A 21708-nucleotide genomic window follows, 5' to 3' on the forward strand; every position below is an offset into this window, starting at 1 on the left:
CGCGACTTCCCCGTATTGTTGGGTTCACCGACGCGGGGTGGAGCAGCTCGGTAGCTCGCTGGGCTCATAACCCAGAGGTCGCAGGTTCAAATCCTGTCCCCGCTACTCAGTAGCACGAAAGGCCCGGAGGACTCGTCCTCCGGGCCTTTCGCATGTGCGGGTCCGTTCTGCGAAATAATCCGTTGCCCTCCTTCGGGGGAGCTGCCTACAGTGGCGGCACACTGAAAGGAGGTGATCCTGGTTGAGTACCGTCAGGATGTGTGAGGTGGCTGCTCGCTAGAGCCGCCCCTGCCTGCGCAGGGCGAGGTCCTAGGCCTCCGGCAGGCGAAATCCCAAGCAGTCACCCGGCCCGTGGGCTCACCGGAACATCCCCGGTGCCTCGGCGCCCGGCCCCTCACAGGGCCGGCGCGGAGGAGCAGCCCACGGGCCGTCTGCGTTCCGGCCGCGCTCCGACGGGGGCGGCCGGGGCGTTCCGGGGGCCCGGAGACGGCAGCGCCCGTCTTCAAACTCCCGCCAGGCAGGCGGGAGTTTGAAGACGGGCGCTAGGCTCGGCCCGGATTCCGGAGCGGAGCCGGACGGGCACAGGGGGTAGGCGATGGCGAGGACGACCCGTCGGGCGGGGGGCGCGGCCGGACGTGCGGCGCAGCGGGCTGCGGCCGGAGTGCTGCCCGGGGTGGGGGTGCTCGGGCTGCTGCTCTTCTCGCTGGGCCGCGAGCACGCCTGGCAGGCGCTGGGCGGCGGCCTGGTGGTGGCCGGGGCGTCGGTGGTGCTGGGCGGTGCGCTGGGGTTCCTGTTCGGGGTGCCCCGGGTGCGCGGCGGGGCCGGCCCGAACGGTGAGCCGCACGGCTCGTACGCTCCGAACACCAATCTGGAGCAGGTCTCGGACTGGCTGACCAAGGTGCTGCTGGGCGTCGGGCTGACCCAGCTCGGCTCGCTCGGCGAGCGCCTGCACCGGCTCGGTACCGCGCTGGCGCCCGCGCTGGGCGGCGACGAGGGCGCGGTGCCGTTCGCGGTCGCGCTCGTCCTCTACTTCCTGGTGTCCGGCTTCCTGGCCGGGTGGCTGGTGACCCGGCTGACGCTGCCGCAGGTGCTCTCCGACGCGGACCAGGCGCTGGACCTCTTCCTGGCCGGCCAGGACCGCGACCGCAAGGGCGACAAGGTGGGCGCGGACGACTTCCGGGTACGGGCGATGCAGCACCTGGGGCTGCTGGGCAACAGCGCGGAGCGGCCCGAGCAGCTGGCCGGCCAGCTGCCGCCGAGCGCGGCGGCCGGTCCGGAGGGCGTGGTGGCCGAGGTCCGCTCGACGGCGCGGCGCTCGGCGCTCACCGCGGAGCAGGTGCGCGAGCTGTTCGCGGACGGTTCCGAGGGCCGGCGGATCCAGGCGCTGGCGCTGATGCAGGGTGACCCGTCGCTGGCCGACCTGTCCAGCCTGCTGGACGCGATCGAGCAGCCGCGCTCGGGCTTCGAGCAGTACCACGCGCTGCTGGCCGCCCGCGGCCTGCTCTCCCGCCTGCCGGCTGCCGAGGCGCAGCGGCTGCGCGAGGCGGTGGCCGGGCGGCTGATGGCGCCGGACGGCATCCCGTACGGCTCGGACCGGAGCTGGCTGGCGGAGAAGATACTGTCCCGGCTGGAGGCGCCGGCCGCACCTTCGCAGGTCGCCCCTGCGCAGGTCGTCCTCCCGCAGCAGGCCGGACCGGCCGGCGAGGCGCAGCCGCAACCGCAGCCGCCCGCCTAGACCCGCCCGGCTCGCGACCGCCGGCCCGCGACCGGCGCGGCCCGCGACCCCGGCCTCGGAGCCGCCGGACCGGCGGGCGACCGTCAACCGGCGGCGGCCCGGCGGCGGCGGTCGGCGGCCCGGAGGACCAGGACGCGCCCCGGACGCCCCGCGCCACCGGCCGGCAGGCGGCGGACCTCGCTGGCGATCCGGCGCTCGCCGAGGGCGTGCCGCAGCCCGTCGAGGTGGGGGCAGTGGCGGCCGGCGCCGTCGCACAGGGGGTGGACCCGGACCTCGCCGTCGGGGTCGGTCACCCGGACCAGCTCGGCCAGCGCGGCCACCTGCCGGTCGGGACCGAACAGCTCGGGGTAGGCGAAGATCAGGTACCCGCTGAGGGTGAGCGCGAAGGTGCCGTCGGCGAACGGCAGCCGGGGCAGTGCGGCGGCCACGTACTGCTGCGGGTGGGCGGCGGTGTCGGCGGCGAACAGCCGGCGGGCCCGGTCCCAGCTGCGCAGGTAGCGGTCGTACGGGTGGAAGTGGGGCGCGGGGTACAGCTCGGGGCGGGCGTGCAGCGCGGCGGCCATCGACGCCCGGGCGGCCAGTGCGCCGGCCTCGACCTCGGGGACGGGCCGCGCGTACGCCGGGTCGGCGGCGATCACGTGGCAGCCCAGTTCGCGTGCCTCGGCGGCCAGGCCGGCCGCTCCGCCGGGGCAGTCGAGCAGCGGCCCGGGGAGGGCGGCGAGCTGGGCGCGGGTCAGCCCGAAGAGGCCGCAGTACTCGTCCAGCGGGCGGGAGGTGACGAGGACTCCGGCGGCCGGCCCCGGCTCGGTGCGGTTGGTGCGGGCGGTCATCCGGCCATGCGAACACGGGCCGGCCCCGCCCGCATCCGGAGCGTCCGGGCGCGGGCGGGGCCGGTGGAGCGGTCAGCGGGTCGGCGGGTCAGCGGGTCAGCGGCCGAGCAGGCCCCGGACGGCGAGGCGGTTGACGTTGGTCAGGCCGCGCAGCAGCTGCGGGGCGAGGAAGACGAGGAGCGTCCCGATCAGCGACACCCCGGCGATCTGCCACGGCGACTGGATGTAGTAGACGTGCTCGACCCCCTTGTCCCAGTAGTCGAACACCCGGTAACCCGGCCAGTCGGTGTAGGTCCGGAAGCTCCAGTGGTAGGCGGGGTAGAACGCGAGCACCCAGCCGACCAGCGTGAAGACCAGCGACAGCGAGAAGCTCAGCACCGCCCAGGGGAACATCAGCACCTGGTACAGCGCGGCCTTCCAGCCGGCCACGTCCGTCAGCCGCGCGGTGACGGCGCCCCAGGCCCCGGGCCGCACCGCCCGCACCGGCTCCGGGCCCGGCACGTCCAGCGCCAGCATCCCGCGGGCCCGGGCCCGCTCCAGCCGGCCGAAGCCGCGGGCGCCGCTGGTCAGTCCGGCCAGCACCGGCAGGCCGAGGACGGTGACGAAGGTGGCGAGGCCGAGAGAGAACAGCGTGACGGAGAAGACGAAGCCGGCGATGGCGACCGGGAACCCGCTGAGCACGAAGCCCAGCTCCCGGTAGTAGTAGGAGGAGAACGGCGCCCGCCAGGCGTAGGGCGGCTCCTCGGTGCGGCGGGCGCCGTCGTGGCGGTCGTACTCGCTGCGCAGTGCGTGCTCGCTGGTCGTCATAGCCGGGCCTCGGTCCTCGGGTCTGTGGCGGTGCCGTTCGGGCTGATGGGTTAACCCTGTCAAGGAAGCGGCCTGCCGGACATCCGGCTCCCCGCCGGAGCGGGGGTGGGGTTAACCCCCCGTCCGGGCGGCCACTCGTCCTGGAGCAGGGAGTACTGGAAGGAGTCGTGCCAGGCGCCCCGCAGGTGCACGTCGTGCCGCACCCGGCCCTCCAGCCGGAAACCGGCCCGGGTGAGCACCCGGGCCGAGGCGTCGTGGTCCACGTCCACCCGGGCGGCCAGCCGGTGCAGGCCGAGCGGCCCGAACGCGAAGTCGCAGAGCAGCGAGGTGATCTCGCCCGCGTAGCCGTTGCCCCAGGTGTCGGCGCGCAGCGCGTAGCCCAGGAGGGCGGAGCGGTGGCCGCCGAGGGTGAGGGCGGCGTTGCCGATCGGGGTGGCGTCGGCGGGGTCGTCGGCGTCGGTGCGCCGGGTGACGGCCAGTCGGTAGACCGTCCGCTCGTCCTGGAGCGCCTCCTCCAGGTACTGCTCGACCTGGTCGGCGCAGTCCTCGCGGTCGCGCGGCTCGAAGGGCAGGTAGCGGGTGGCCTCCGGGTCGCCGAAGATCGCGTGCAGGGCATCGACGTCGCCCGGCGTGTGGTGGAACTCGCGGATGGCCAGGCGGGGGCCGGTGAGTCGGACGGGGACCATGTCTGCCGACCCTACCCGCGCTTTCCGATTACCGTACGTCACATGGAAGAAGATGACCTGCGGCTCGCCCCGCGCACCAAGGCCGCCGACCTGCTCGCCTGGGCGGAGGCCGAGGGCCGCGCGCCGGTGGCCGAATCCGCGGTGCGGGCGGTGCTGGCGCTGCTGGAGCTGGGCGAGAGCAGGATGCACGACGGCTGGCCGGAGCTGACCTCGAACGCCGTGGAGCAGCTGCTGTACGAGCGGCTCCACCTGTACGTCCAGCCCGCGCCCGAGCAGGACCCGCTGGCGTACGGCGAGGCGGTGCGGCTGTTGGTCGACCACCAGCGCGCGGCGAAGCGGCTCAACGCCAAGCGGCAGGAGAGGCTGCACGCGGAGGCCGAGTGGCAGGGCGAGGTGGCCGCCGGGCTGCTGCGCCGGGCCGACCTGGTGACCTGGCCCCGGCTCTACGCGGTGCTGCTGTGCGCGCACGACGTCGACCTCGCCGACAAGGCGGCGGTGCGGGAGTGGCTGACGGCGTTCCGGGAGCTGGCCGAGGAGGACCGGCGGGCCGCCTTCGAGGCGCTGGCGGCGGCCGGCTGGCTGGACGAGGCGGACGAGGAGGGCTGGGGCGCGGCCCGGGTGCTCTCGGTCGGGATGGCCACGGACGGCGCCCGGCGGCTGCTGGAGCAGGGTCTGATGCGGCGCAGCTACCGCAACCTGGCGGAGCTGACGGCGCTGGGCCGCCCGATGCCGGACGAGCTGGCGGGGGACTTCGGGGCGTTCGAGGAGGCGGCGGTCGAGGCGGCGCTGGACCTCTTCGGCGAGTGGACGGTGCCGGGGCTGCCGCGGCTGCTGGTGGCGGAGTTCCCGGACCTCGCGCCGGAGCCCGGCCAGGAGGAGATCGACGCGTACCTCGCGCAGCTGCCGGGGGAGTGAGCGCGGGGGCGCGGGGGCGCGGGCCTCGTCCGGTCCGTGCCGCCGGGTCGTGCCCTTGAGCGGGACACACGGGTGCCCCGGCCGTCGTCGTAACGGCCGGGGCACCCCGGTGCTCGTCAGGGGGTGATGCCGCGCTGCTCGAACCAGCTCTCCGGGTCGACCGGGGCGCCGCCGCCCGGGCGGACCTCCAGGTGCAGGTGGGGGCCGGTGACGTTGCCGGTGGCGCCGACCTTGCCGAGCTGCTGGCCGGGGACGACCTTGCCGGAGCCCTTGATGATCGAGGAGAGGTGGCAGTACCAGATCTCGGTGCCGTCGGGCAGCGTCTCGACGATCCGGTAGCCGTAGGAGCCGGCCCAGCCGGCCGAGGTGATGGTGCCCTGGCCGACGGCGTAGACCGGGGTGCCGGTGTCGGCGGCGAAGTCCAGGCCGGTGTGCAGGTGGGCCCAGTACGAGGCGCTCTGGCCGTAGTGGGCGGAGAGGTTGTAGTCGCGCACCGGCAGGTTGATGGCGGCGAGCTTGGCCTTCTCGGCCTCCTCGGCGGCCCGCTTGGCCTCCTGCTGCTGGGCGGCGCGCTTGGCCTCGGCCTCCTTGGCGGCCTGGAGCCGGGCGCCCTCCTCGGCGGCGGTGCGCTGGCTGTCGGCCTGCTGCTGGATCCGGGCGGCGAGGGCGAGGCCGGGGTCGGCGGCGAGGGCGACCGGCGTCTCGTCGGGGGCCTCGACGGCGGGGGCGGCGGCCGGGGTCGCGGAGGCGAAGCCGGTGGCGCCCAGGGTGGCGGCGACGGCGGTGACGCCGAGCAGCGGAGCCGTTCCGCGGGTCTGACGCGGCATCCGGTGCCGGTTGGCCTCGGCGGCCTGCGGGGCCGCCTCGTCGGAGGGCCCGCCGTACTCGCCCGGGTGGGCGGGCGGCCAGGGGTGGTCGAGCAGCTGGGTGCCGGCGGAGGAGCCGGGCAGGTTTGCCGGAGAGTGCGTCGACGCCACGGAGGCGCGCTCCTTTCCTTCCTTCGCGCCTACCGGGTTAGCTGACGGGTTCGGAGCAGGAAGGTCTCCTACGGCTGGGCCTGGGCCCGGCCGATTCACCCCAAGGAACGTGGTTCCCCGGCTCCCTGGCCTGCCCGGAGGCCGGCCGGCGGGATTAGGCGACGGCGCACGGTGCCGTCTGGGTACGGCGTTGAGGACCGCGCTGCGTTATCAAACGTTAATCCTAGGAGCCCCTGATTCCAAGCCATCCGCCAGGAGCAGCCGGACACAGCCCGGACACTACGTGACCCGATGGGCATTTTGGGGCGATTGACAACAACTGACACTACCGAACGTCATTGGACGTCAACGAACGAACCCCTACTTGAGTACCCCTACTCATGTGCGGCCCGGCCCGGCGCGGCCATCCTGACGCCATGAACGCACCGATGCAGTCACGCACCACGGCCGCGTACTACGTCCAGGCCGTGCTCTCCTTCGCCCTCTCCGCCGGCGCCCTCGCGACCGGGATCGCCTACCTCCCGGTGGGCGGCTGGACCCGGGCCTTCCTCGGGGTCGGCCTGCTCTACACCGTCACCTCCTCGTTCACCCTGGCCAAGGTGGTCCGCGACAAGCAGGAGAACAGCGAGATCGTCACCCGGGTGGACCAGGCCCGGCTGGAGAAGCTGCTGGCCGAGCACGACCCGTTCAAGGTGGAGGGAGTCTGACCCGGGCCACCCTCGGGTTCTGTCGATAGCTTGACAGCTAAGGCTATTAGCCTTAGCTTTGTGGCTGTCGGCACCACCGCCGACGTCCCGGCGGACCGAGGAGGCCCCCATGTCCCGCACCACCGCCCCCACCACCCGGTACCTCGACGTCACCGGCGGCCGCATCGCCTACGACGACACCGAGCAGGGCGACGGCGCCCCCGTCGTCCTGCTCCCGGGGATGCTCGACAGCCGGGCCGCCTACCGGCACCTGCGCCCGCTGCTCGTCGCCGCCGGCCGCCGCGTGATCACCATGGACCTGCGCGGCTTCGGCGACTCCTCGATCGTCTGGGACGACTACTCGCCGGCCGCGATCGCCGCCGACGTCCTCGCCCTGCTCGACCACCTCGGCATCGGGCGCGCCGTCCTCGCCGGCAACTCGTACACCGGCGCGACCGTGGTCAAGGCCGCCGGCGACGCACCCGAGCGGGTCGCCGGGATCGTCCTGCTGGACGCCTTCGTCGAGAACCTGCCGCCGAACGCCCTGCAGCGCGCGATGTTCGGCGTCATGGGCAAGCTGCTGGTGCACTCCCCCGCCTTCTGGGGCCTCTACCACCGCAGGATGGCCTACCCGACCGCCAAGCCGGCCGACTTCGACGCGTACGTGGACGGGCTGGTCGCCGCGATGCGCACGCCCGGCCGCAAGACCGCCACCCGCGGCCAGGTCCGCGGGGACTCGGCGCCCGTCGGCTGGACCGCGGCCGTGCGGTGCCCGGCGCTGGTCGTCATGGGCAGCAAGGACCCCGACTTCCCCAAGCCGGAGGTGGTCGCCGACCGGCAGGCCGCCGCGCTGAACGCCCGCAAGGTGATGATCGAGGGCGCCGGCCACTACCCGATGGCCGACCACCCGCAGGCGACCGCCGACGCGCTGCTCGGGTTCCTCGCCGAGCTGGCCTGAGCCCTCCCGCCCCACCGGAACCGGACCCACGGAGAACCGCCCCCATGCCCCGAGTAGGACTCACCCCCGAGCAGGTCGTCGGCCACGCCCTCGCCCTCATCGACGAGCAGGGCCCCGAGGCCCTCACCCTGGCCGCGGTCGCCGCGCGGGCCAAGGTGGCCACGCCCTCGCTCTACAAGCACGTCAGCGGCGGCCTTGCGGAACTGCGCCGGCTGGTCGCCGTCCGGGTCACCGAGGAGCTGGCCGACCGGCTCGCCGAGGCGGCCGTCGGCCGGGGCGGGGACGACGCCGTCGCCGCCGTCCTGCGCGCCTACCACGCCTACGCCACCGAGTACCCGCACCGCTACAACTCGCTCCCGCAGGCTCCGCAGCCGGACGACGACCTCACCCGGGCGGCGACGCGGCTGGTCGGCGTGATCATCGCGGTGCTGCGCGGGTACGGGCTCGCCGGGTCGGAGGCCGTCCACGCCGCCCGCGCCGTCCGCTCGGTGGCCCACGGCTTCGCCTCGCTCTCCATCGGCGGCGCCTTCCAGCTCGCCGAGGACCTCGGCGACACCCAGGACCGGCTGATCGCCGTCCTCACCCACGGCCTGCGTGACTGGCCCGGGGCCTGAGGCGGGGCGTGCCCACCGGGGCCGGTCGCGGGGGCCGGCCGCGGGGACGCCGAAGGGCCCGGAGCGTGATCGCTCCGGGCCCTTCGCGGTGGTGGGCCTAACAGGACTTGAACCTGTGGCCTCTTCCTTATCAGGGAAGCGCTCTAACCGTCTGAGCTATAGGCCCTTGCCGCTCGCCGATCCTACTCGACCGGCGGCCCGTCGGTCGCACCGGGTACCACGGCGGTCCGGTCCGGGGGCCGCCGCGCCACCTGGGCGACCATTCACCGGCTTAAGAAATAAGGTATTAAGAATTGAGTGTCCGATAAGGCACCACCCCGACAGGGCAACGGAAAGGCCGGGCATCCCATGGACCTGTCCTCGCCGTGGCTTCCCCCCTCCGAGGACGAGAGCCGGACGCCGCGCAGCAGCCCCACCGCGCGCAGCGCCATGCGCTGCGTCCGCTTATTGCTCGGCTGCGCCGGCGCCGCCGAACTCCTCGGCACGATCCTCGCCGAGGGCCCCGGCTGGATCACCGGCGAGGGGTCCGCGCTCTACCTGCTGGACTCCGCCGGAATGCTCCGGCTCGCCGCCTCCCACGGCCTGCCCGAGTGGGCCCACGAGCGGTACGGCGTGGTCGACCCGGCCGGCGACCTGCCCGCCGCGATGGCGCTCAAGCTGCGCCGGCCCTACCTGCTCAGCCCCGAGCGCACCAGCGTCGACTACCCCAACCGCAACGCCGGCATGGGCACCGGCATGGTCGCCATCATCACCCTGCCGATGGTCGTCGACGAGCAGCCGATCGGCGTGCTGGCCCTGGCCCTCGCCCACCGGGGCACCGTCCCCCGGCGCGACCTCGACGTCCTGGAGACGCTCGGCGACGCCTGCGCCCACCGGCTCTCCCACCTGCTCGACCACGCGAGCGCCGAGACCGGCACGCCCAGGGGCGGGCGCCCGGGCGGTGCGCCCGCGACCGGCACCGGAACGCCCTCCGGCCCCGACGGGAACAGCCCCGCCGGGAACGGACCGAACGGGAACGGACCGAACGGGTACGGACCGGCCCCGGACGACGCCGGCCGGGCCGCCGGGCTGGCCCACCCGATGCTCTCGCTCGCCGTCCGCTCCGCCGGGCACGGCGCCTTCGAACGCGACCTGGTCACCGGCGAGGCCTACTGGGACGCCCAGGCCTACCGGGTGGCGGGCCAGCCGCCGCCGGCCGACGGGGGCCCGGCGGCCGCACCCGACCTGGACCGGATCGTCCACCCCGAGGACCTGCCGGACTTCCAGGCCGCCCTGGCCGAGGCGCTCGCCACCGGCGGCCCGTACCGGATCACCTACCGGGTGCTGCGCCGGGGCGGCGGCGTGGTCCGGATCGAGGAGACCGGCGAGGTGATGCTCGACGTGCACCGGCGGCCGGTCCGGATCGCCGGGCTGGTCGCCGACCGGGACCGCGCCCGCGCACCCGGGGAACGCCCGCCCGCCGGCCGGCCGGGCGGCGCCCCGGCGGCCGGGGCCCGCTCGGCGCTGCTGCTGGCGCTCACCCGGGCGCTGTCCCGCGCGGTCACCGTCCGGGACGTCACCACCACGGTGACCGACATCGCCCGCCCGGCCTTCGGCGCCGCCAGCATCGTGCTCGACCTGGTGGACGAGGGCCGGCTGCTGCCCGTGTCGCACACCGTCTACGGCGGGCCGCGCCGCACCGAGCTGACCAGGCTGGCCGACCTCTCCGAGGGGGTCATGCAGCACGCGCTGGCCCGCTCCACCCCGCTGTTCAGCGAACCGGGCCGCACGGGGCGGGCCCCGGACGGCGGCGGGCCGCTCACCCCGCCCGCCTGGACGGTACTGCCGCTGGTCGCCTCCGGGCGGCAGGTCGGCTCCTGCCTGATCACCTTCGCCACCGAGCGGGCCTTCGGCCGCGAGGACCGCACCCTCTACTCCGCGTTCGCCGGCGTCCTGGCGCAGTCCCTGGAGCGCGCCCGCCTCTACGACACGCACCACCACCGGGCCACCGAGCTCCAGCGCGCCATGCTGCCGCGCACCCTGCCCCGGCTGCCCGGGATCGCCAGCGCCGCCCGCTACCTGCCCAGCACCGAGGGCATGCAGATCGGCGGCGACTGGTACGACCTGCTGCGGCTGCCGGAGGGCAGGATCGGCCTGGTGATCGGCGACGTCCAGGGCCACAACGCCGAGGCCACCGCCGTGATGGGGCAGCTGCGCAGCGTCCTGCGGGCGTACGCCACCGACGGGCACGACCCGGCCGCGACGCTGGCCAGGACCAGCCGGCTGCTCTCCGGGCTGGACACCGACCTCTTCGCCACCTGCCTCTACCTCACCCTCGACCCGGCCGACGGCACCCTGCGGGCGGCCCGCGCCGGGCACCCGTCGCCGGTCCGGATCACCGACGACGCGAAGGCCGTGGAACTGGACCTGCCAGGCGGCCCCCCGCTGGGCGTCGACCCGGAGGCGGCCTACCACCTGTCGGTCGGTCACCTGGCGGCCGGCGAGACGCTGCTCGCCTACACCGACGGCCTGGTCGAGGACCGCGAGGAGGACTACGACGAGTCGGTGCAGCGGATGCTCGGCGGGCTGGAGCTCTGGGCCCGGCAGACCGGGCCGGGCCGGATCGGCCCGGCGCCCGCCCTGGAGCGGCTGGCCGACCTGCTCACCCTCAACGTCACCGAGCGCCGCTCTCGGCCGGACGACGTGGCACTGCTGTTGCTGCACCGGATGTCAGCAGGGCAATAAACGGTTCGGCGGCCGGCGCCGCGGGCCGATCGCGGGCGAAGCAGACCGGATTGCCGCCGTATTGACGGGATATTGACGACATCCGGTCACTTGGCGAGATCCGGTCACACCATCGTAGGATCATCACCCTAGAATTCGCCGCGTGACGATGACTCAGTGGTGCGCAACGGCAACCGGCGTTCTCGCCGCCCTCGCCCTCGTGGCCGCCGCCCGCTACCGCGCGGTCTCCGTCACCCACCGCCGCCGTCACGACCGCCAGCAGCACGAACTCGCCCGCCTCCGGGAACAGCTGACCACCGAACTGGCCCGGCGCGGCAGCGAACTGGCCGCCGTCCAGCAGGAACAGGAACTCAACGCCTCCACCCAGCGCGCCTTCCTCAGCGTGGCCCGCCGCATCCTCGTCATGGCGCACGACCAGCAGGCCCTGCTGGACGAGATGGAACGCACCCACGACGACCCGGCGCTGCTGGAGGGCCTGCTCAAGGCGGACCACGCCGCGGCCCAACAGGCCCGCCTCGCCCAGACCCTGGCCGTCCTCTGCGGCGCCCGGGCCGGGCGGCACTGGCCGGAACCCGTCTCGCTGGAGGACGTGGTGCGCGGCGCCCAGTCGCGCATCCTGCCCTTCCAGCGGGTGGTGGTCCGCAGCCGGATCGAGACCGCCGTGGTCGGCGCCGCCGCCGAGGCCCTCATCCACGCCGTCGCCGAGCTGCTGGACAACGCCACCCGCTACTCCCCGCCCAGCACCCAGGTGTTCGTCACCCTCATGCCGGTGCACAACGGCGCCGTCATCGAGATCGACGACGGCGGTGTCGGCATGCCCGAGCAGGCGGTCGCCAAGGCGGCCTCCGCCCTGGCCGGCGGCTCCGCCCTGGAGGTCTCCCGCCTCGGCGAGGTGCCGCAGCTGGGCCTCGCGGCGGTCGGCCGGCTCTCCGAGCAGTACGGCTTCCGGGTCACCCTCAGCTCCGCGCCCTCACCGTACGGCGGTGTGCGGGTCGTGGTGCTGCTGCCGAACGCCCTGCTCACCGAGCCGCTCCCGCCGACCGTCCCGGGCCTCGGCCCGGACGACCCGGCGTTCACCCCCGGACCGCGCCACCCCGCACCCCCCCTGCACCCGGCCGCACCCACGACCGCGTCCCAGGAACCCACCCGGCCCCCGGTGCCCGGACACCCCCTGAGCCCCGGGCACCCACTGGTGGACACCCCGCCGGCCGACCGGTCCCCCTCGGCCGGCCCCGCCGTCCCACCACCGCTGCCCCGCCGGAGCCACCGGCGCGACCGCGCCGCCCGCCGCGGCGCGCCGGCCTCTCCCCCGCCGGCACCCGCACCGCCGTACCGCTCGGCGCAGGACGCCCAGGCGTTCATGGCGATGTTCCAGGCCGGGACGGCCAGCGGCCGCTCGGCCGTCCGGGCCCACGCCCACCCCGATCCTTCCCATCCCGCTTCCCCCCAGCTTCCCCAGCGCTTCGGAGAGTTCCATGACCACCACCCCTGACCTCGGCTGGCTGCTCGCCGACATCGTCTCCGTCCCCGAGGTCCGGCACGCCGTCGTCGTCTCCAACGACGGACTGGAGATCGGCCGCAGCGCGGGCATCCTGCGCGAGGACGCCGAGCGGCTCGCCGCCGCCTGCTCCGGCCTCCAGTCGCTGGCCCGCGGCGTCGCCCAGGGCTTCGGCGGCCACGGCAGCGCCACCCGGCAGATCATCATCGAGTACGGCGGCGGCTACCTCTTCATCGTCGCCGCCGGGGCCGGCGCCCACCTTGCCGTGGTGACCGGCGAGGCCGTCGACGCCGGCCTGGTCGCCTACCAGATGCAGGTCCTCGTCGAGCGGATCGGCACCCACCTCACCAGCCCGCCGCGCGTCGACCACGCGGCGGGGGGACAGCGGTGACCGGGCCGGTCCGGCCCTATGTGATCACCGGCGGACGCAGCCGGCCCACCCGGGCCGCGCTCGCCGTCGAGAGCCTGGTCAGTGCCTTACCCGACCGGCCCGAACTGCCCGAGGACGCGCTGCTCAGCCGCGAGCACCACCGCATCCTGGACCTCTGCCGCAGCCTGCTGTCGATCGCCGAGGTGGCGGCCCACCTGAGGCTGCCGCTCGGCATCGTCAAGGTGCTGGTCGGCGACCTCTGGGACCTCGGCACCGTGCAGGTGCTCCCGCCCGTCCCGCAGGCCGAGCGCCTGCCCGCAACCCTCCTGGAAGAGGTGCTCGTTGGCCTCCGCCAACTCCGCTGAAGCCCCCGCCGAGCCCCAGTACCTGCCGTCCTCCGTGCAGGGCGCGGTCAAGATCCTGGTCACCGGCCCGTTCGGGGTCGGCAAGACCACACTGGTCGGCTCGCTCAGCGAGATCACCCCGCTGCGCACCGAGGAGGTCATGACGGCCGCCAGCAGCGGCATCGACGACCTCACCGGGCGCGGCGACAAGAGCACGACCACCGTCGCGCTGGACTTCGGCCGGATCACGCTCAACCCGCGGCTCGCGCTGTACCTGTTCGGCACCCCCGGGCAGCAGCGGTTCCGGCCGCTCTGGGACGACCTGTCGCGCGGTGCGCTCGGCGCCATCGCCATGGTGGACCTGCGCCGCCCGGACGAGAGCTTCGACGTGCTCGGGCGGCTGGAGGAACAGCAGATCCCGTTCGCCGTGGCCGTCAACACCTTCCCGGACACGCCGACCTACCCCGAGGAGGAGCTGCGCTCCGCCCTCGACCTGCTGCCCGACGTGCCGATCCTCTACTGCGACGCGCGGGACCGGCGGGCCGCGTACGACCTGCTGATCGACTTCGTCGGGCACCTGCACGCCACCGCCGTCCTGGAGCTCCACCGATGACGAATCCCGAGCCCGGCACGGCCGTTCCCCCGCTCACCCCGCTCACCCCGCCGCCCGGCTGCCCGGCACACGCCGGCGGGGGCGCAGGGGGCGGGTTCCCGGCCGGGGGGCCGCTGCCGGCGCTGTACGGCCCGGCCGTCGCCGACGACCCGCACGGCCTCTACGCCCGGCTGCGCGACCGGTACGGCCCGGTCGCGCCGATCGAGCTGGAGCCCGGGGTGGAGGCCTGGCTGGTGCTCGGCTACCCCGAGCTGCTCGAACTCACCCGCAACGAGGCCCTGTTCTCCAAGGACTCGCGCGGCTGGCGGGTCCCCGCCGAGGGCCGGCTCGCCGCCGACTCCCGGTTGCTGCCGATGACCGCCTGGCGCCCCACCCTGCTCAACCTGGACGGCGCCGAGCACCAGCGGCTGCGCGCCGCCGTCTCCGACACGCTGGCCGAGATCGACCACCGCCAGCTGCGCGAGACCACCGAGGCCGCCGCCCACGCCCTGATCGACAGCTGGGGGCCGGACGGCACCGCCGACCTGGTCGCCCAGTACGCACGCCGGCTGCCGCTGCTGGTCTTCACCCAGCTGGTCGGCCTGCCCGCCGAGGCCGGGCCCCGGCTCATCGAGCTGATCAGCCACTTCGTCGACAGCAGCGAGAAGTCGGTCCGGGCCAACGCGGAGTTCCAGGCCATCCTGGTCGACCTGGTCCGGCAGCGGCGCGTCACGCCCGACGCGGACCTCACCTCCTGGCTGCTGGCCCACCCGGCCGCGCTGACCGACGAGGAGGCCGTGCACCACCTGGTGGTGATGCTGGTCGCGGGCAACGAGACCAGCATCAACTGGACCGGCAACACCCTGCGGCTGCTGCTCACCGACCGCCGCTTCCGGACCACCCTGACCGGCGGCCGGCTCACCGTCGCCGACGCACTGGAGGAGGTGCTCTGGCGCGACCCGCCGACCCAGAACTTCCCCGGCCGGTGGGCCACCGGCGACACCGTCCTCGGCGGCCAGTACATCAGCGCCGGGGACATGCTCGTCCTCGGCCTGGCCGCGGCCAACGCCGACCCGGCCGCCCAGGGCGCCGCCTCCGCCGCGCACGGCTCCCTCGGCGGCAACCGGGCCCACCTGGCCTGGGGCGCCGGCCGGCACGTCTGCCCGGCCCAGCACCCGGCCCGGATCATCGTCGAGACCGCCGTCGAGACCCTGCTGCACCGCCTGCCCGACCTCCAGCTGGCGGTACCGCCGGGTGAGTTGGCCTGGCGTCCGTCGCCCTGGTCGCGCGCCCTGGTCGGCCTGCCGGTGCTCTACAGCGCCTTCACCCCGCCCCGCCCGCCCGCTCCCGAGAGGCCCGCATGGACACCGCCGCACCCGAGCACGACCGAGACGGCCACCAGCCCGGACCCGGCCGCCCCGGACCCGTCGGACTCGACCCCTTCGGACGCGACCAGCACGGCGAGAACGCGCGGCTCCGGGCAGCCGGGCCCGCGGTCCTGGTGGAACTCCCTGGCGGGGTGGTGGTCTGGGCGATAACCCACCACGACACCCTGCAGGAGCTGCTCGCCGACCCCCGCGTCGGCAAGAACCCGCAGCTGTGGACCACCTTCACCGAGGGCCGCCTGCCCAAGGGCTGGCCGCTGCTGAACTTCGTCACCGTGCCCGGCATGGTCACCGCCGACGGCGCCGACCACCGGCGGCTGCGCGGCCTGGTCAGCCAGGCCTTCACCCCGCGCCGGATCGCCGAGCTCCAGCCCGCGATCGAGGCCCGGACCGTCGCCCTGCTGGACGACATCGCCGGGCTGGACGGCGAGTTCGACCTGCGCGAGCACTTCGCCTACCCGCTGCCGATGCAGGTCATCGGTGAACTGCTCGGCCTGCCGCCGAAGCAGCAGGACGCACTGCACGAGCTCTCCGACACCCTGGTCTCCAGCTCCGCGACCCCCGAGGCCGCGATCGCCGCCCAGCAGGGCCTCCAGGCGCTCCTCGCCTCCGTCGTCGCCGCCAAGCGCGCCGAGCCCGGCGACGACCTCACCACCGACCTGATCGCCGCCCGCGAGGCCGACGACCGGCTCAGCGAGCCGGAGCTGGTGGGCACCCTGCTGCTGATGCTGGTGGCCGGCCACGAGACCACGCTCAACCTGATCACCAACGCCGTCCGGGCCCTGCTCGCCCACCCCGACCAGCTGCGGCTGGTGCTGGACGGCTCGGCGTCGTGGTCCGAGGTGGTCGAGGAGACGCTCCGGTACGACTCGCCGGTCGGGCAGTTCCCGCTGCGGTACGCGGCCGAGGACATCACCGTCGGGGACGTCGTCATCCGGCGCGGCGAGGCACTGCTCGCCTCGTACGCCGCCGCCGGCCGGGACTCCGGGCACTACGAGGACGCCGACCGCTTCGACCTCACGCGCCGGCCGAACCGGCACCTCTCGCTGGGCCACGGCCCGCACTTCTGCCTCGGCTCCGGGCTCGCCCGGATGGAGGCGGAGACGGCGCTGCGGCACCTGTTCGAGCGGTACCCCGGGCTGGCCCTCGCCAAGGACGCCCGGCCGGAGCCGATCGGTTCGTTCGTCAGCAACAGCGTGCGGACGCTGCGGGTGACGGTCTGAGGGGTTCGCGGTGACCTGAGGGCGGCCGGGTCGTTTGGCGTTCCATGAAGAAACTCGCCACCCTGGCCGCCCTCACCATGGCGGGCCTCGCCCTGGCCGCCCCCGCCGCGTCCGCCGCCACCTCGGTCGCCTCGCAGCCGGACGCCCTCGACGGGCTCTCCAGCGGCCTCAACCTCTCCCCGACCGACCTCGCCCTGCACGAGGCCGCCAAGCTGCCGGTGGCCGGCAGGCTCGCGCAGCAGGTGGAGGCCGTCGGCACCAACCAGATGACCCACCCGGGGATCAGCGGGCAGGTCCTGAACTGACGAGCGGACCCGCCCCGGCTGACCGGCCGGGCCCTCGCCCACCCGACGGACGGGGTCCGGGCGCGCCCCCGTGTGCGCCCGGACCCGTCCGTCCGGCGCCGTCACGCGCCCGGCCCTCGTCCTGCCCGGCCACGGGCCGGCTCGGCCCGCGCCGGGCTGCTCAGCCCTCGGCGAGGGCGTTCAGCTCCTGGTAGGTGAGGCCGCCGTCGAGGGCCGTGTAGCTGCCCGCACCGTAGACCTCCTCGGCGGCCCGGCGCACCGCCGCGTACGCCACCTTGGCCAGGCCCGGCCCCAGGCTGACCCGGGCCACACCCAGCCCGGCCAGTTCCGGCACGGACGGCGAGCCCGGGCCGGCCAGGACGTTCAGCGGCGCGGGGACGGCCTTCACCAGGGCCGCGATCGTCTCCGGGTCGGCCACACCGGGGACGAACACCCCGTCCGCGCCCGCCTCGACGTACGCGCGCAGGCGGTCGACCGCCTCGTCCAGGCGGCCGGCCGGGTCGCCGATCCCGTGGAGGAAGACGTCGGTGCGGCCGTTGATGAAGAGCCCGATGCCGGCCGCGTCCGCCGCCGCCCGGGCCGCCGCGATCCGCTCGGCCGCCTCGGCGGCGGGCCGGGCCGCGTCCTCCAGGTTCACCCCGACCGCGCCGGTGGCGAGCAGGGCCGCCACCGTCCGGCCGACCTCGGCCGCGGTGGCACCGAAACCGCTCTCCAGGTCCGCCGTGACCGGCAGGCCGACCGAGCGGACCACCAGCGCGGTCTGGGCGAGCACCTCGTCACGGTCGGCCGCGTCCCCGTCCGCGCTCCCGAGTGCCCAGGAGACGCTGGCGCTGGCCGTCGCGACGGCCTGTGCGCCGGCTGCGGCGACCAGCCGCGCACCGGCCGCGTCCCAGACGTTGGCGAGCACCAACGGCTCGCCGGGACGGTGGAGTTCGCGCAGGGCGCGGGCCTTCTGCTGCTGGAGCCGAGTGTCCGTCATGTCGGCGACCCTACTTCGCGGCCGGGCTGAGGCGGGAGGTGACGCCGATCCGGTTCCAGGCGTTGATGGTGATGATCAGCGCGATCAGCTGCGCCAGTTCGGCCTGCTCGAAGTGCTCGGCGGCCTCGTCGTAGACGGCGTCCGGCACGTGCCCCTGGGTGAGCAGGGTGACCGACTCGGTCAGCGCGAGCGCCCCCGGCACATTCGGGCCCGAATTTCCTGGGCCACTTCGGGGCCGGCCCCCCGGGACTCAGGAGCGGTACACCGTCTCGCCGCCGTCCTCGTGGTACAGCTCGACGACGTGGGCCAGCCCGAGCGCGGAGAACGCGGACAGCAGGTCGCCGATCCGTCCGGGCACCACCACGCCCCCGAAGCGCAGGGGCGTGTCGGGGCGCAACTCCAGCTGGGCGTAGGTGTGCTCGACCTCGTACTCGGTCCATCCGGACCTGCGCACCCGCCAGCCGGCCCCGCGGAAGGCCCGCGCGACGTCCAGGGCGCCCGCTGCCGACGGGAGGGAGCCGTAGACGTTGTTGCCGAGGCCCAGGTCGTACCCGCCCTGGTCGAACCGCGGGCCGACGGCGGCGCCGGAGGTGAAGTCCACGGCGGCCAGTATGGCGGCGGGAGGGGAGCGGGGCCAGGGCCCTCCCGGAATGCGAACGGCCGTGCGAGGATCGGCGGCAGGGTGGTGCGCGGCCGCCCGTTCGGCGAGGTCAGGGGGCCCTGCGCGTGTGTACGGCGTTCGTCAGCATCGAGCCGTCGTCGGCGGTGCCCGTGCTGCTGCTGTCCGTCCGGGACGAGTACGCCGGGCGGCGCTGGTCGCCTCCGGACCACCACTGGCCCGGACACCCCGCGGTCGTCGGCGGGCTGGACCTCGCGGCGGGCGGCACCTGGCTGGCGGTCGAGCCGGGCGCCGATCCGGCGGCGGCCTGCCTGCTGAACGGCTTCGGCACCATGGCCCCGGCGCGGGGCCGGCTCTCCCGCGGCGAGCTGCCGCTGACCGCCATCCGGGCCGGCGGGATCGGGCACCTCGACCTGACCCGCTACGACCCGTTCCACCTGGTCGTGGCCCGGTCCGGCGGCGCACGGGTGCTGAGCTGGGGCGGCAGCCGGCTGGAGGAGCGCGAACTCCCCTCCGGCCTCAGCGTCGTGCTCAACGACGGGCTGGAGGGGGCGGCGCAGGACCGCACGACCTCGGAGCTGGTCCGCTCCCTGATGGCCGCCCGGGCCGCCCGCTTCCGCGCCCGCTTCGGGGCCGCCGAGCGGCCGCGGCCGCTGCCGGACGCGGGGACGACGGAGCAGGCCTGGGGCGCGTGGCTGCCGATCGTCTCCGGCGACGGCCTCGCCCTGGACGACCCGGCGGCGCTGATCCAGCGGCGCGACTTCGGGGACGGGCGGATCTGGGGCTCGTCCTCGATCTCACTGCTCGCCTTCGGCCCGGCGGGGGTCCGGTACGACTTCGGACCGGCGCCGGTGGGCGGCCCGGCCGGCGACGGCTGGCGCCGGATCGTCTAGACGGGGGGAGTGGACGGCACCGACTCCCCCCGGTCTCGCCTCAGTCCTGCGCGCGGGCCTTGAGCCAGCGGCCGGCGGTGCCCGCGCTCATCGTGTAGAAGAACTCGACCTTCAGGCCCGGCTCGTCGGTGAGCGACTCCACCCAGGTCATCGGCCAGTTCCGGCGCCCGTAGTGCCGGTGCACGGCACGGGTGAAGGCGGCCAGGTTGCCCTGGAGGTTCTTCTTCTCCATGCCCAGCCGGGTGGCCAGGGTCGTGTAACTGACCTTCGTGTCGGGCTGGTCGGCCAGGACGTCGAGGACCCGGGCGACCGCCTGCACCGATCCCAGCGGCTCGATCATCAGTCGGCGGAAGTCCTCGACGGTCCACTCGACGACCGGCAGCTTGCCGTCGTCCGCCGGGTCCGGCTCTCCGGAACCGGCCGGCAGAGCTGGGGAGACGGCGGGAGTGGCGGCCTCGGCGGCGGCCAGCTCCGCGAGGAAGGCGTAGACCTTGGTGACGTGCTCGGCCGGCACCGGCACCATCACGAACTGCGGCTGGCTCTCCCGGGACACGGGTTCCTCCCCCTGCTCCTGCCGCCCGACCCACTGTCCGGCGGCAGGAGCGATACTGACACACCGACAGTTCTGGCGTCCAGGCGGTACTGCCATCTACTCTGCAGATACTCTCCTCTACTGTCGGATGGCGCCTGCGGAACGGAACCGGCCCGCGCCTCGGTCACCGGCCGGGTCCGGCCTCCCGCGCGGCCGGCCGACTGGCAGGCTTGGGACGTGACATCAGGGACCGCCGAGGAGTTCACCGCCCACCGCCCCAGGCTGTTCGGCCTGGCCTACCGGCTGCTCGGCTCCGCCGAGGAGGCGGAGGACGCGGTGCAGGACGCGTACCTGCGCTGGAGCGGCGCCCGGCGTGCGGAGATCGGGCACCCGGGGGCCTGGCTCGCCAAGGTCGTCACCAACCTCTGCGTCAACCGGCTCACCTCGGCCCGGGTGCAGCGCGAGCAGTACCCGGGGCCGTGGCTGCCGGAACCGGTGCTCACCCAGGACGGCGCCCTCGGCCCCCTGGAGTCCGCCGAGCAGCGGGACGCCGTGTCGACGGCGCTGCTGGTCCTGCTGGAGCGGCTCACGCCGACCGAGCGGGCGGTCTACGTGCTGCGCGAGGCGTTCGGCTACAGCCACCGGGACATCGCCGGGGTGCTCGACCTCGGCGAGGCCAACTGCCGCCAGCTGTACCGCCGGGCGGTCCAGCGGGTGGCGACACCCGAGGCCCGGTTCACCCCCGCGGCCGAACAGCGGCGCAAGCTCGTCGCCTCCTTCGTCACGGCGGCCCGCGAGGGCGACCTCGCCGGCCTGGAGCGGCTGCTCGCCCACGACATCGTCTGGTGGAGCGACGGCGGCGGGAGGACAACGGCGGCCCGGCGCCCCCTCGTCGGCCGCGAGAAGGTGCTGCGCTTCCTGCTGGGCGCCGGCGAACGGTTCGGCGGCGACTGGGAGTTCACCGTCGCCGAGGTCAACGGTGCGGCGGCGCTGGTGACGCACGCGGGCGGGAAGCTGGTCTGCGTCGCGTCCTTCGACCCGCGGGGCGACGTCATCGCCGAGGTCCGGGTCGTGCTGAACCCGGAGAAACTCGCCTTCGCAGGCCGCCAGCTCGCCGCCTCGGCGCCCCGGGTGTGACCCGTCGCCGGGAGCCGCCCCGGGGCCCTTGTCACAAAACCGGGGGCTCGTCGGTTCTCAGCCGTTGACGCGCGCTCCACCGGGGAGCGCGCACCCACCGAAGGGACGGCAACCGCGATGACCACGATCCTGGTGACCGGCGGCACCGGCACTCTCGGCCGGCTCGTCACCGAACGGCTGCGCGCGGACGGGCACGAGGTGCGGGTGCTGAGCCGGCACTCCCAGCCGTACGCCGTGGACCTGCGCGAGGGCACCGGACTGGCCGAGGCCGTGGCGGGCGTCGAGACGATCGTGCACTGCGCCACCTCCCCGCGCGGCGGCGACGAACAGGCGGCCCGCCACCTGATCGGGGCGGCCCGCCGGGCCGGCGTACGGCATCTGGTCTACATCTCGATCGTCGGCGTCGACCGGGTGCCGCTGGCCTACTACCGGGCCAAGCTCGCCGTCGAGAAGCTGGTCGAGGAGTCCGGGCTCGGCTGGACCGTGCTGCGCACGACGCAGTTCCACGACCTGGTCCTGGAGCTCCTGCAGGCCTCGGCCAGGCTGCCGGTCATGCTGCTGCCCTCCGGGGTCGCCGACCAGCCGATCGAGGTGGCGGAGGTCGCCGCCCGGCTGGCCGGGCTCGCGACCGGGGAGCCGGCCGGGAGGGTGCCGGACATGGGCGGCCCCGCGGTCCGGACGTTCCCGGAGCTGGCCCGGGCCTACCTGCATGCGACCGGACGGCGCCGTCCGCTGCTCAACGTCCGGCTGACCGGCCGGGCCTACCGCGCGCTGCGGGCCGGCGGGCACCTGACGCCGGAACGGGCGGTGGGCGAGGGCACCTTCGAACAGTTCCTTTCGGGGCGATTTCCGGCCGAAGGCTGACGCCTCCGTTGCGGCGGCCACCCGGGCGCCCAGAC

At 74.9% G+C, this 21708-nt stretch carries 23 protein-coding genes, 2 tRNA genes, 1 pseudogene and 1 riboswitch; of the genes and pseudogenes, 17 read left to right on the top strand and 9 right to left on the bottom strand.

Going from position 1 to position 21708, the window contains the following annotated elements; translation table 11 throughout:
- Window positions 1-31: 31 nt before the first annotated feature.
- Window positions 32-105 (top strand) — tRNA-Met (locus C2142_RS17035).
- 490 nt (window positions 106-595) lie between these two features.
- Window positions 596-1735: a hypothetical protein gene (locus tag C2142_RS17040; protein WP_148643431.1), complete on the top strand. Its 1140-nt coding sequence runs from the start codon at window positions 596-598 to the stop codon at window positions 1733-1735.
- Window positions 1736-1818: 83 nt separating this feature from the next.
- Here the strand turns inward: C2142_RS17040 and C2142_RS17045 are convergent, their stop codons facing one another.
- From C2142_RS17045 to C2142_RS17055, 3 genes are all read right to left on the bottom strand, one after another.
- Entirely contained in the window at window positions 1819-2565 is a 747-nt protein-coding gene (locus C2142_RS17045; RefSeq protein ID WP_148643432.1) for a class I SAM-dependent methyltransferase, read from the bottom strand.
- Window positions 2566-2661: 96 nt separating this feature from the next.
- The gene (locus C2142_RS17050) at window positions 2662-3372 is read right to left on the bottom strand and encodes a sensor domain-containing protein (protein WP_148643433.1); all 711 of its coding nucleotides are present in this window, start codon (window positions 3370-3372) and stop codon (window positions 2662-2664) included.
- Window positions 3373-3431: 59 nt separating this feature from the next.
- The gene (locus tag C2142_RS17055; protein WP_148643434.1) at window positions 3432-4058 is read right to left on the bottom strand and encodes a GNAT family protein; all 627 of its coding nucleotides are present in this window, start codon (window positions 4056-4058) and stop codon (window positions 3432-3434) included.
- Window positions 4059-4100: 42 nt separating this feature from the next.
- On the opposite strand from C2142_RS17055, the gene C2142_RS41595 reads away from it, so the two are divergent.
- Window positions 4101-4973 (top strand): hypothetical protein, encoded by an 873-nt coding sequence (locus C2142_RS41595; RefSeq protein ID WP_148643435.1) that lies wholly within the window; start codon window positions 4101-4103, stop codon window positions 4971-4973.
- 116 nt (window positions 4974-5089) lie between these two features.
- Here the strand turns inward: C2142_RS41595 and C2142_RS41600 are convergent, their stop codons facing one another.
- Complete coding sequence (locus C2142_RS41600) at window positions 5090-5950, bottom strand: M23 family metallopeptidase (RefSeq protein WP_277347260.1); 861 nt, start codon at window positions 5948-5950, stop codon at window positions 5090-5092.
- A 12-nt stretch (window positions 5951-5962) separates the two neighbouring features.
- A riboswitch (cyclic di-AMP (ydaO/yuaA leader) is annotated at window positions 5963-6121 on the bottom strand.
- Window positions 6122-6366: 245 nt separating this feature from the next.
- Between C2142_RS41600 and C2142_RS17070 the strand changes: the two genes are divergently transcribed.
- From C2142_RS17070 to C2142_RS17080, 3 genes are all read left to right on the top strand, one after another.
- Window positions 6367-6657 carry a YiaA/YiaB family inner membrane protein gene (locus C2142_RS17070; protein ID WP_148643436.1) on the top strand — a complete coding sequence of 97 codons (291 nt, stop codon included), beginning with the start codon at window positions 6367-6369 and terminating at the stop codon, window positions 6655-6657.
- Window positions 6658-6766: 109 nt separating this feature from the next.
- Entirely contained in the window at window positions 6767-7594 is an 828-nt protein-coding gene (locus C2142_RS17075; protein ID WP_148643437.1) for an alpha/beta hydrolase, read from the top strand.
- Between the two features lie 44 nt (window positions 7595-7638).
- A complete protein-coding gene (locus tag C2142_RS17080) occupies window positions 7639-8208 on the top strand; it encodes a TetR-like C-terminal domain-containing protein (protein ID WP_148643438.1) in 570 nt (189 codons plus the stop codon).
- Window positions 8209-8297: 89 nt separating this feature from the next.
- On the opposite strand, the gene C2142_RS17085 is transcribed toward C2142_RS17080, so the two are convergent.
- Window positions 8298-8374 (bottom strand) — tRNA-Ile (locus tag C2142_RS17085).
- A 182-nt stretch (window positions 8375-8556) separates the two neighbouring features.
- Here C2142_RS17085 and C2142_RS17090 point away from each other — a divergent pair.
- The 8 genes from C2142_RS17090 to C2142_RS17120 all read left to right on the top strand — a co-directional run bounded on the left by C2142_RS17090 (window position 8557) and on the right by C2142_RS17120 (window position 16649).
- Window positions 8557-10932 carry a SpoIIE family protein phosphatase gene (locus C2142_RS17090; protein ID WP_148643439.1) on the top strand — a complete coding sequence of 792 codons (2376 nt, stop codon included), beginning with the start codon at window positions 8557-8559 and terminating at the stop codon, window positions 10930-10932.
- A gap of 148 nt (window positions 10933-11080) precedes the next feature.
- A complete protein-coding gene (locus C2142_RS17095) occupies window positions 11081-12424 on the top strand; it encodes a sensor histidine kinase (RefSeq protein WP_241003213.1) in 1344 nt (447 codons plus the stop codon).
- The gene (locus C2142_RS17100; RefSeq protein ID WP_148643441.1) at window positions 12408-12821 is read left to right on the top strand and encodes a roadblock/LC7 domain-containing protein; all 414 of its coding nucleotides are present in this window, start codon (window positions 12408-12410) and stop codon (window positions 12819-12821) included. The genes C2142_RS17095 and C2142_RS17100 overlap by 17 nt, the downstream gene beginning before the upstream one ends.
- Window positions 12818-13165, top strand: a complete 348-nt coding sequence (locus C2142_RS17105; RefSeq protein WP_148643442.1) for a DUF742 domain-containing protein — start codon at window positions 12818-12820, stop codon at window positions 13163-13165. Before C2142_RS17100 ends, C2142_RS17105 begins: the two co-directional genes overlap by 4 nt.
- A complete protein-coding gene (locus C2142_RS17110; RefSeq protein ID WP_148643443.1) occupies window positions 13143-13757 on the top strand; it encodes an ATP/GTP-binding protein in 615 nt (204 codons plus the stop codon). The genes C2142_RS17105 and C2142_RS17110 overlap by 23 nt, the downstream gene beginning before the upstream one ends.
- Window positions 13754-15274, top strand: a complete 1521-nt coding sequence (locus C2142_RS39915; protein ID WP_241002628.1) for a cytochrome P450 — start codon at window positions 13754-13756, stop codon at window positions 15272-15274. Before C2142_RS17110 ends, C2142_RS39915 begins: the two co-directional genes overlap by 4 nt.
- Window positions 15238-16344, top strand: a complete 1107-nt coding sequence (locus C2142_RS17115) for a cytochrome P450 (RefSeq protein ID WP_241002629.1) — start codon at window positions 15238-15240, stop codon at window positions 16342-16344. The genes C2142_RS39915 and C2142_RS17115 overlap by 37 nt, the downstream gene beginning before the upstream one ends.
- 44 nt (window positions 16345-16388) lie before the next feature.
- On the top strand, window positions 16389-16649 hold the full coding sequence (locus tag C2142_RS17120; RefSeq protein ID WP_148643445.1) for a hypothetical protein: 261 nt from the start codon (window positions 16389-16391) through the stop codon (window positions 16647-16649).
- A 160-nt stretch (window positions 16650-16809) separates the two neighbouring features.
- On the opposite strand, the gene C2142_RS17125 is transcribed toward C2142_RS17120, so the two are convergent.
- The 3 genes and pseudogenes from C2142_RS17125 to C2142_RS17135 form a co-directional block, all read right to left on the bottom strand.
- Window positions 16810-17628 carry an isocitrate lyase/phosphoenolpyruvate mutase family protein gene (locus C2142_RS17125; RefSeq protein WP_148643446.1) on the bottom strand — a complete coding sequence of 273 codons (819 nt, stop codon included), beginning with the start codon at window positions 17626-17628 and terminating at the stop codon, window positions 16810-16812.
- 10 nt (window positions 17629-17638) lie between these two features.
- Window positions 17639-17821: pseudogene (locus C2142_RS17130) on the bottom strand (carboxymuconolactone decarboxylase family protein); the annotation flags it as partial.
- A gap of 57 nt (window positions 17822-17878) precedes the next feature.
- A complete protein-coding gene (locus C2142_RS17135; protein ID WP_148643447.1) occupies window positions 17879-18229 on the bottom strand; it encodes a hypothetical protein in 351 nt (116 codons plus the stop codon).
- 125 nt (window positions 18230-18354) lie between these two features.
- Here C2142_RS17135 and C2142_RS17140 point away from each other — a divergent pair, with 125 nt between their 5' ends.
- Complete coding sequence (locus tag C2142_RS17140; RefSeq protein WP_148643448.1) at window positions 18355-19140, top strand: NRDE family protein; 786 nt, start codon at window positions 18355-18357, stop codon at window positions 19138-19140.
- Window positions 19141-19180: 40 nt separating this feature from the next.
- Here C2142_RS17140 and C2142_RS17145 read toward each other — a convergent pair whose 3' ends face one another.
- Entirely contained in the window at window positions 19181-19693 is a 513-nt protein-coding gene (locus C2142_RS17145) for a hypothetical protein (protein WP_148643449.1), read from the bottom strand.
- 216 nt (window positions 19694-19909) lie between these two features.
- Between C2142_RS17145 and C2142_RS17150 the strand changes: the two genes are divergently transcribed.
- Window positions 19910-20809: an RNA polymerase sigma-70 factor gene (locus C2142_RS17150; protein ID WP_148643450.1), complete on the top strand. Its 900-nt coding sequence runs from the start codon at window positions 19910-19912 to the stop codon at window positions 20807-20809.
- Window positions 20810-20926: 117 nt separating this feature from the next.
- Window positions 20927-21673 (top strand): NAD(P)H-binding protein, encoded by a 747-nt coding sequence (locus C2142_RS17155; RefSeq protein WP_148643451.1) that lies wholly within the window; start codon window positions 20927-20929, stop codon window positions 21671-21673.
- Window positions 21674-21708 lie beyond the last annotated feature (35 nt).

It is taken from the genome of Streptomyces sp. CB01881, assembly GCF_002953255.1.
GTDB lineage: Bacteria > Actinomycetota > Actinomycetes > Streptomycetales > Streptomycetaceae > Kitasatospora.

Excerpts from the sequence above, each read along its gene's own strand:
- C2142_RS17040 (WP_148643431.1), top strand. The coding sequence starts at position 596 with ATGGCGAGGACGACCCGTCGGGCGGGGGGCGCGGCCGGACGTGCGGCG.
- C2142_RS17045 (WP_148643432.1), bottom strand. The coding sequence starts at position 2,565 with ATGACCGCCCGCACCAACCGCACCGAGCCGGGGCCGGCCGCCGGAGTC.
- C2142_RS17050 (WP_148643433.1), bottom strand. The coding sequence starts at position 3,372 with ATGACGACCAGCGAGCACGCACTGCGCAGCGAGTACGACCGCCACGAC.
- C2142_RS17055 (WP_148643434.1), bottom strand. The coding sequence starts at position 4,058 with ATGGTCCCCGTCCGACTCACCGGCCCCCGCCTGGCCATCCGCGAGTTC.
- C2142_RS41595 (WP_148643435.1), top strand. The coding sequence starts at position 4,101 with ATGGAAGAAGATGACCTGCGGCTCGCCCCGCGCACCAAGGCCGCCGAC.
- C2142_RS17070 (WP_148643436.1), top strand. The coding sequence starts at position 6,367 with ATGAACGCACCGATGCAGTCACGCACCACGGCCGCGTACTACGTCCAG.
- C2142_RS17075 (WP_148643437.1), top strand. The coding sequence starts at position 6,767 with ATGTCCCGCACCACCGCCCCCACCACCCGGTACCTCGACGTCACCGGC.
- C2142_RS17080 (WP_148643438.1), top strand. The coding sequence starts at position 7,639 with ATGCCCCGAGTAGGACTCACCCCCGAGCAGGTCGTCGGCCACGCCCTC.
- C2142_RS17090 (WP_148643439.1), top strand. The coding sequence starts at position 8,557 with ATGGACCTGTCCTCGCCGTGGCTTCCCCCCTCCGAGGACGAGAGCCGG.
- C2142_RS17095 (WP_241003213.1), top strand. The coding sequence starts at position 11,081 with ATGACTCAGTGGTGCGCAACGGCAACCGGCGTTCTCGCCGCCCTCGCC.
- C2142_RS17100 (WP_148643441.1), top strand. The coding sequence starts at position 12,408 with ATGACCACCACCCCTGACCTCGGCTGGCTGCTCGCCGACATCGTCTCC.
- C2142_RS39915 (WP_241002628.1), top strand. The coding sequence starts at position 13,754 with ATGACGAATCCCGAGCCCGGCACGGCCGTTCCCCCGCTCACCCCGCTC.
- C2142_RS17120 (WP_148643445.1), top strand. The coding sequence starts at position 16,389 with ATGAAGAAACTCGCCACCCTGGCCGCCCTCACCATGGCGGGCCTCGCC.
- C2142_RS17125 (WP_148643446.1), bottom strand. The coding sequence starts at position 17,628 with ATGACGGACACTCGGCTCCAGCAGCAGAAGGCCCGCGCCCTGCGCGAA.
- C2142_RS17155 (WP_148643451.1), top strand. The coding sequence starts at position 20,927 with ATGACCACGATCCTGGTGACCGGCGGCACCGGCACTCTCGGCCGGCTC.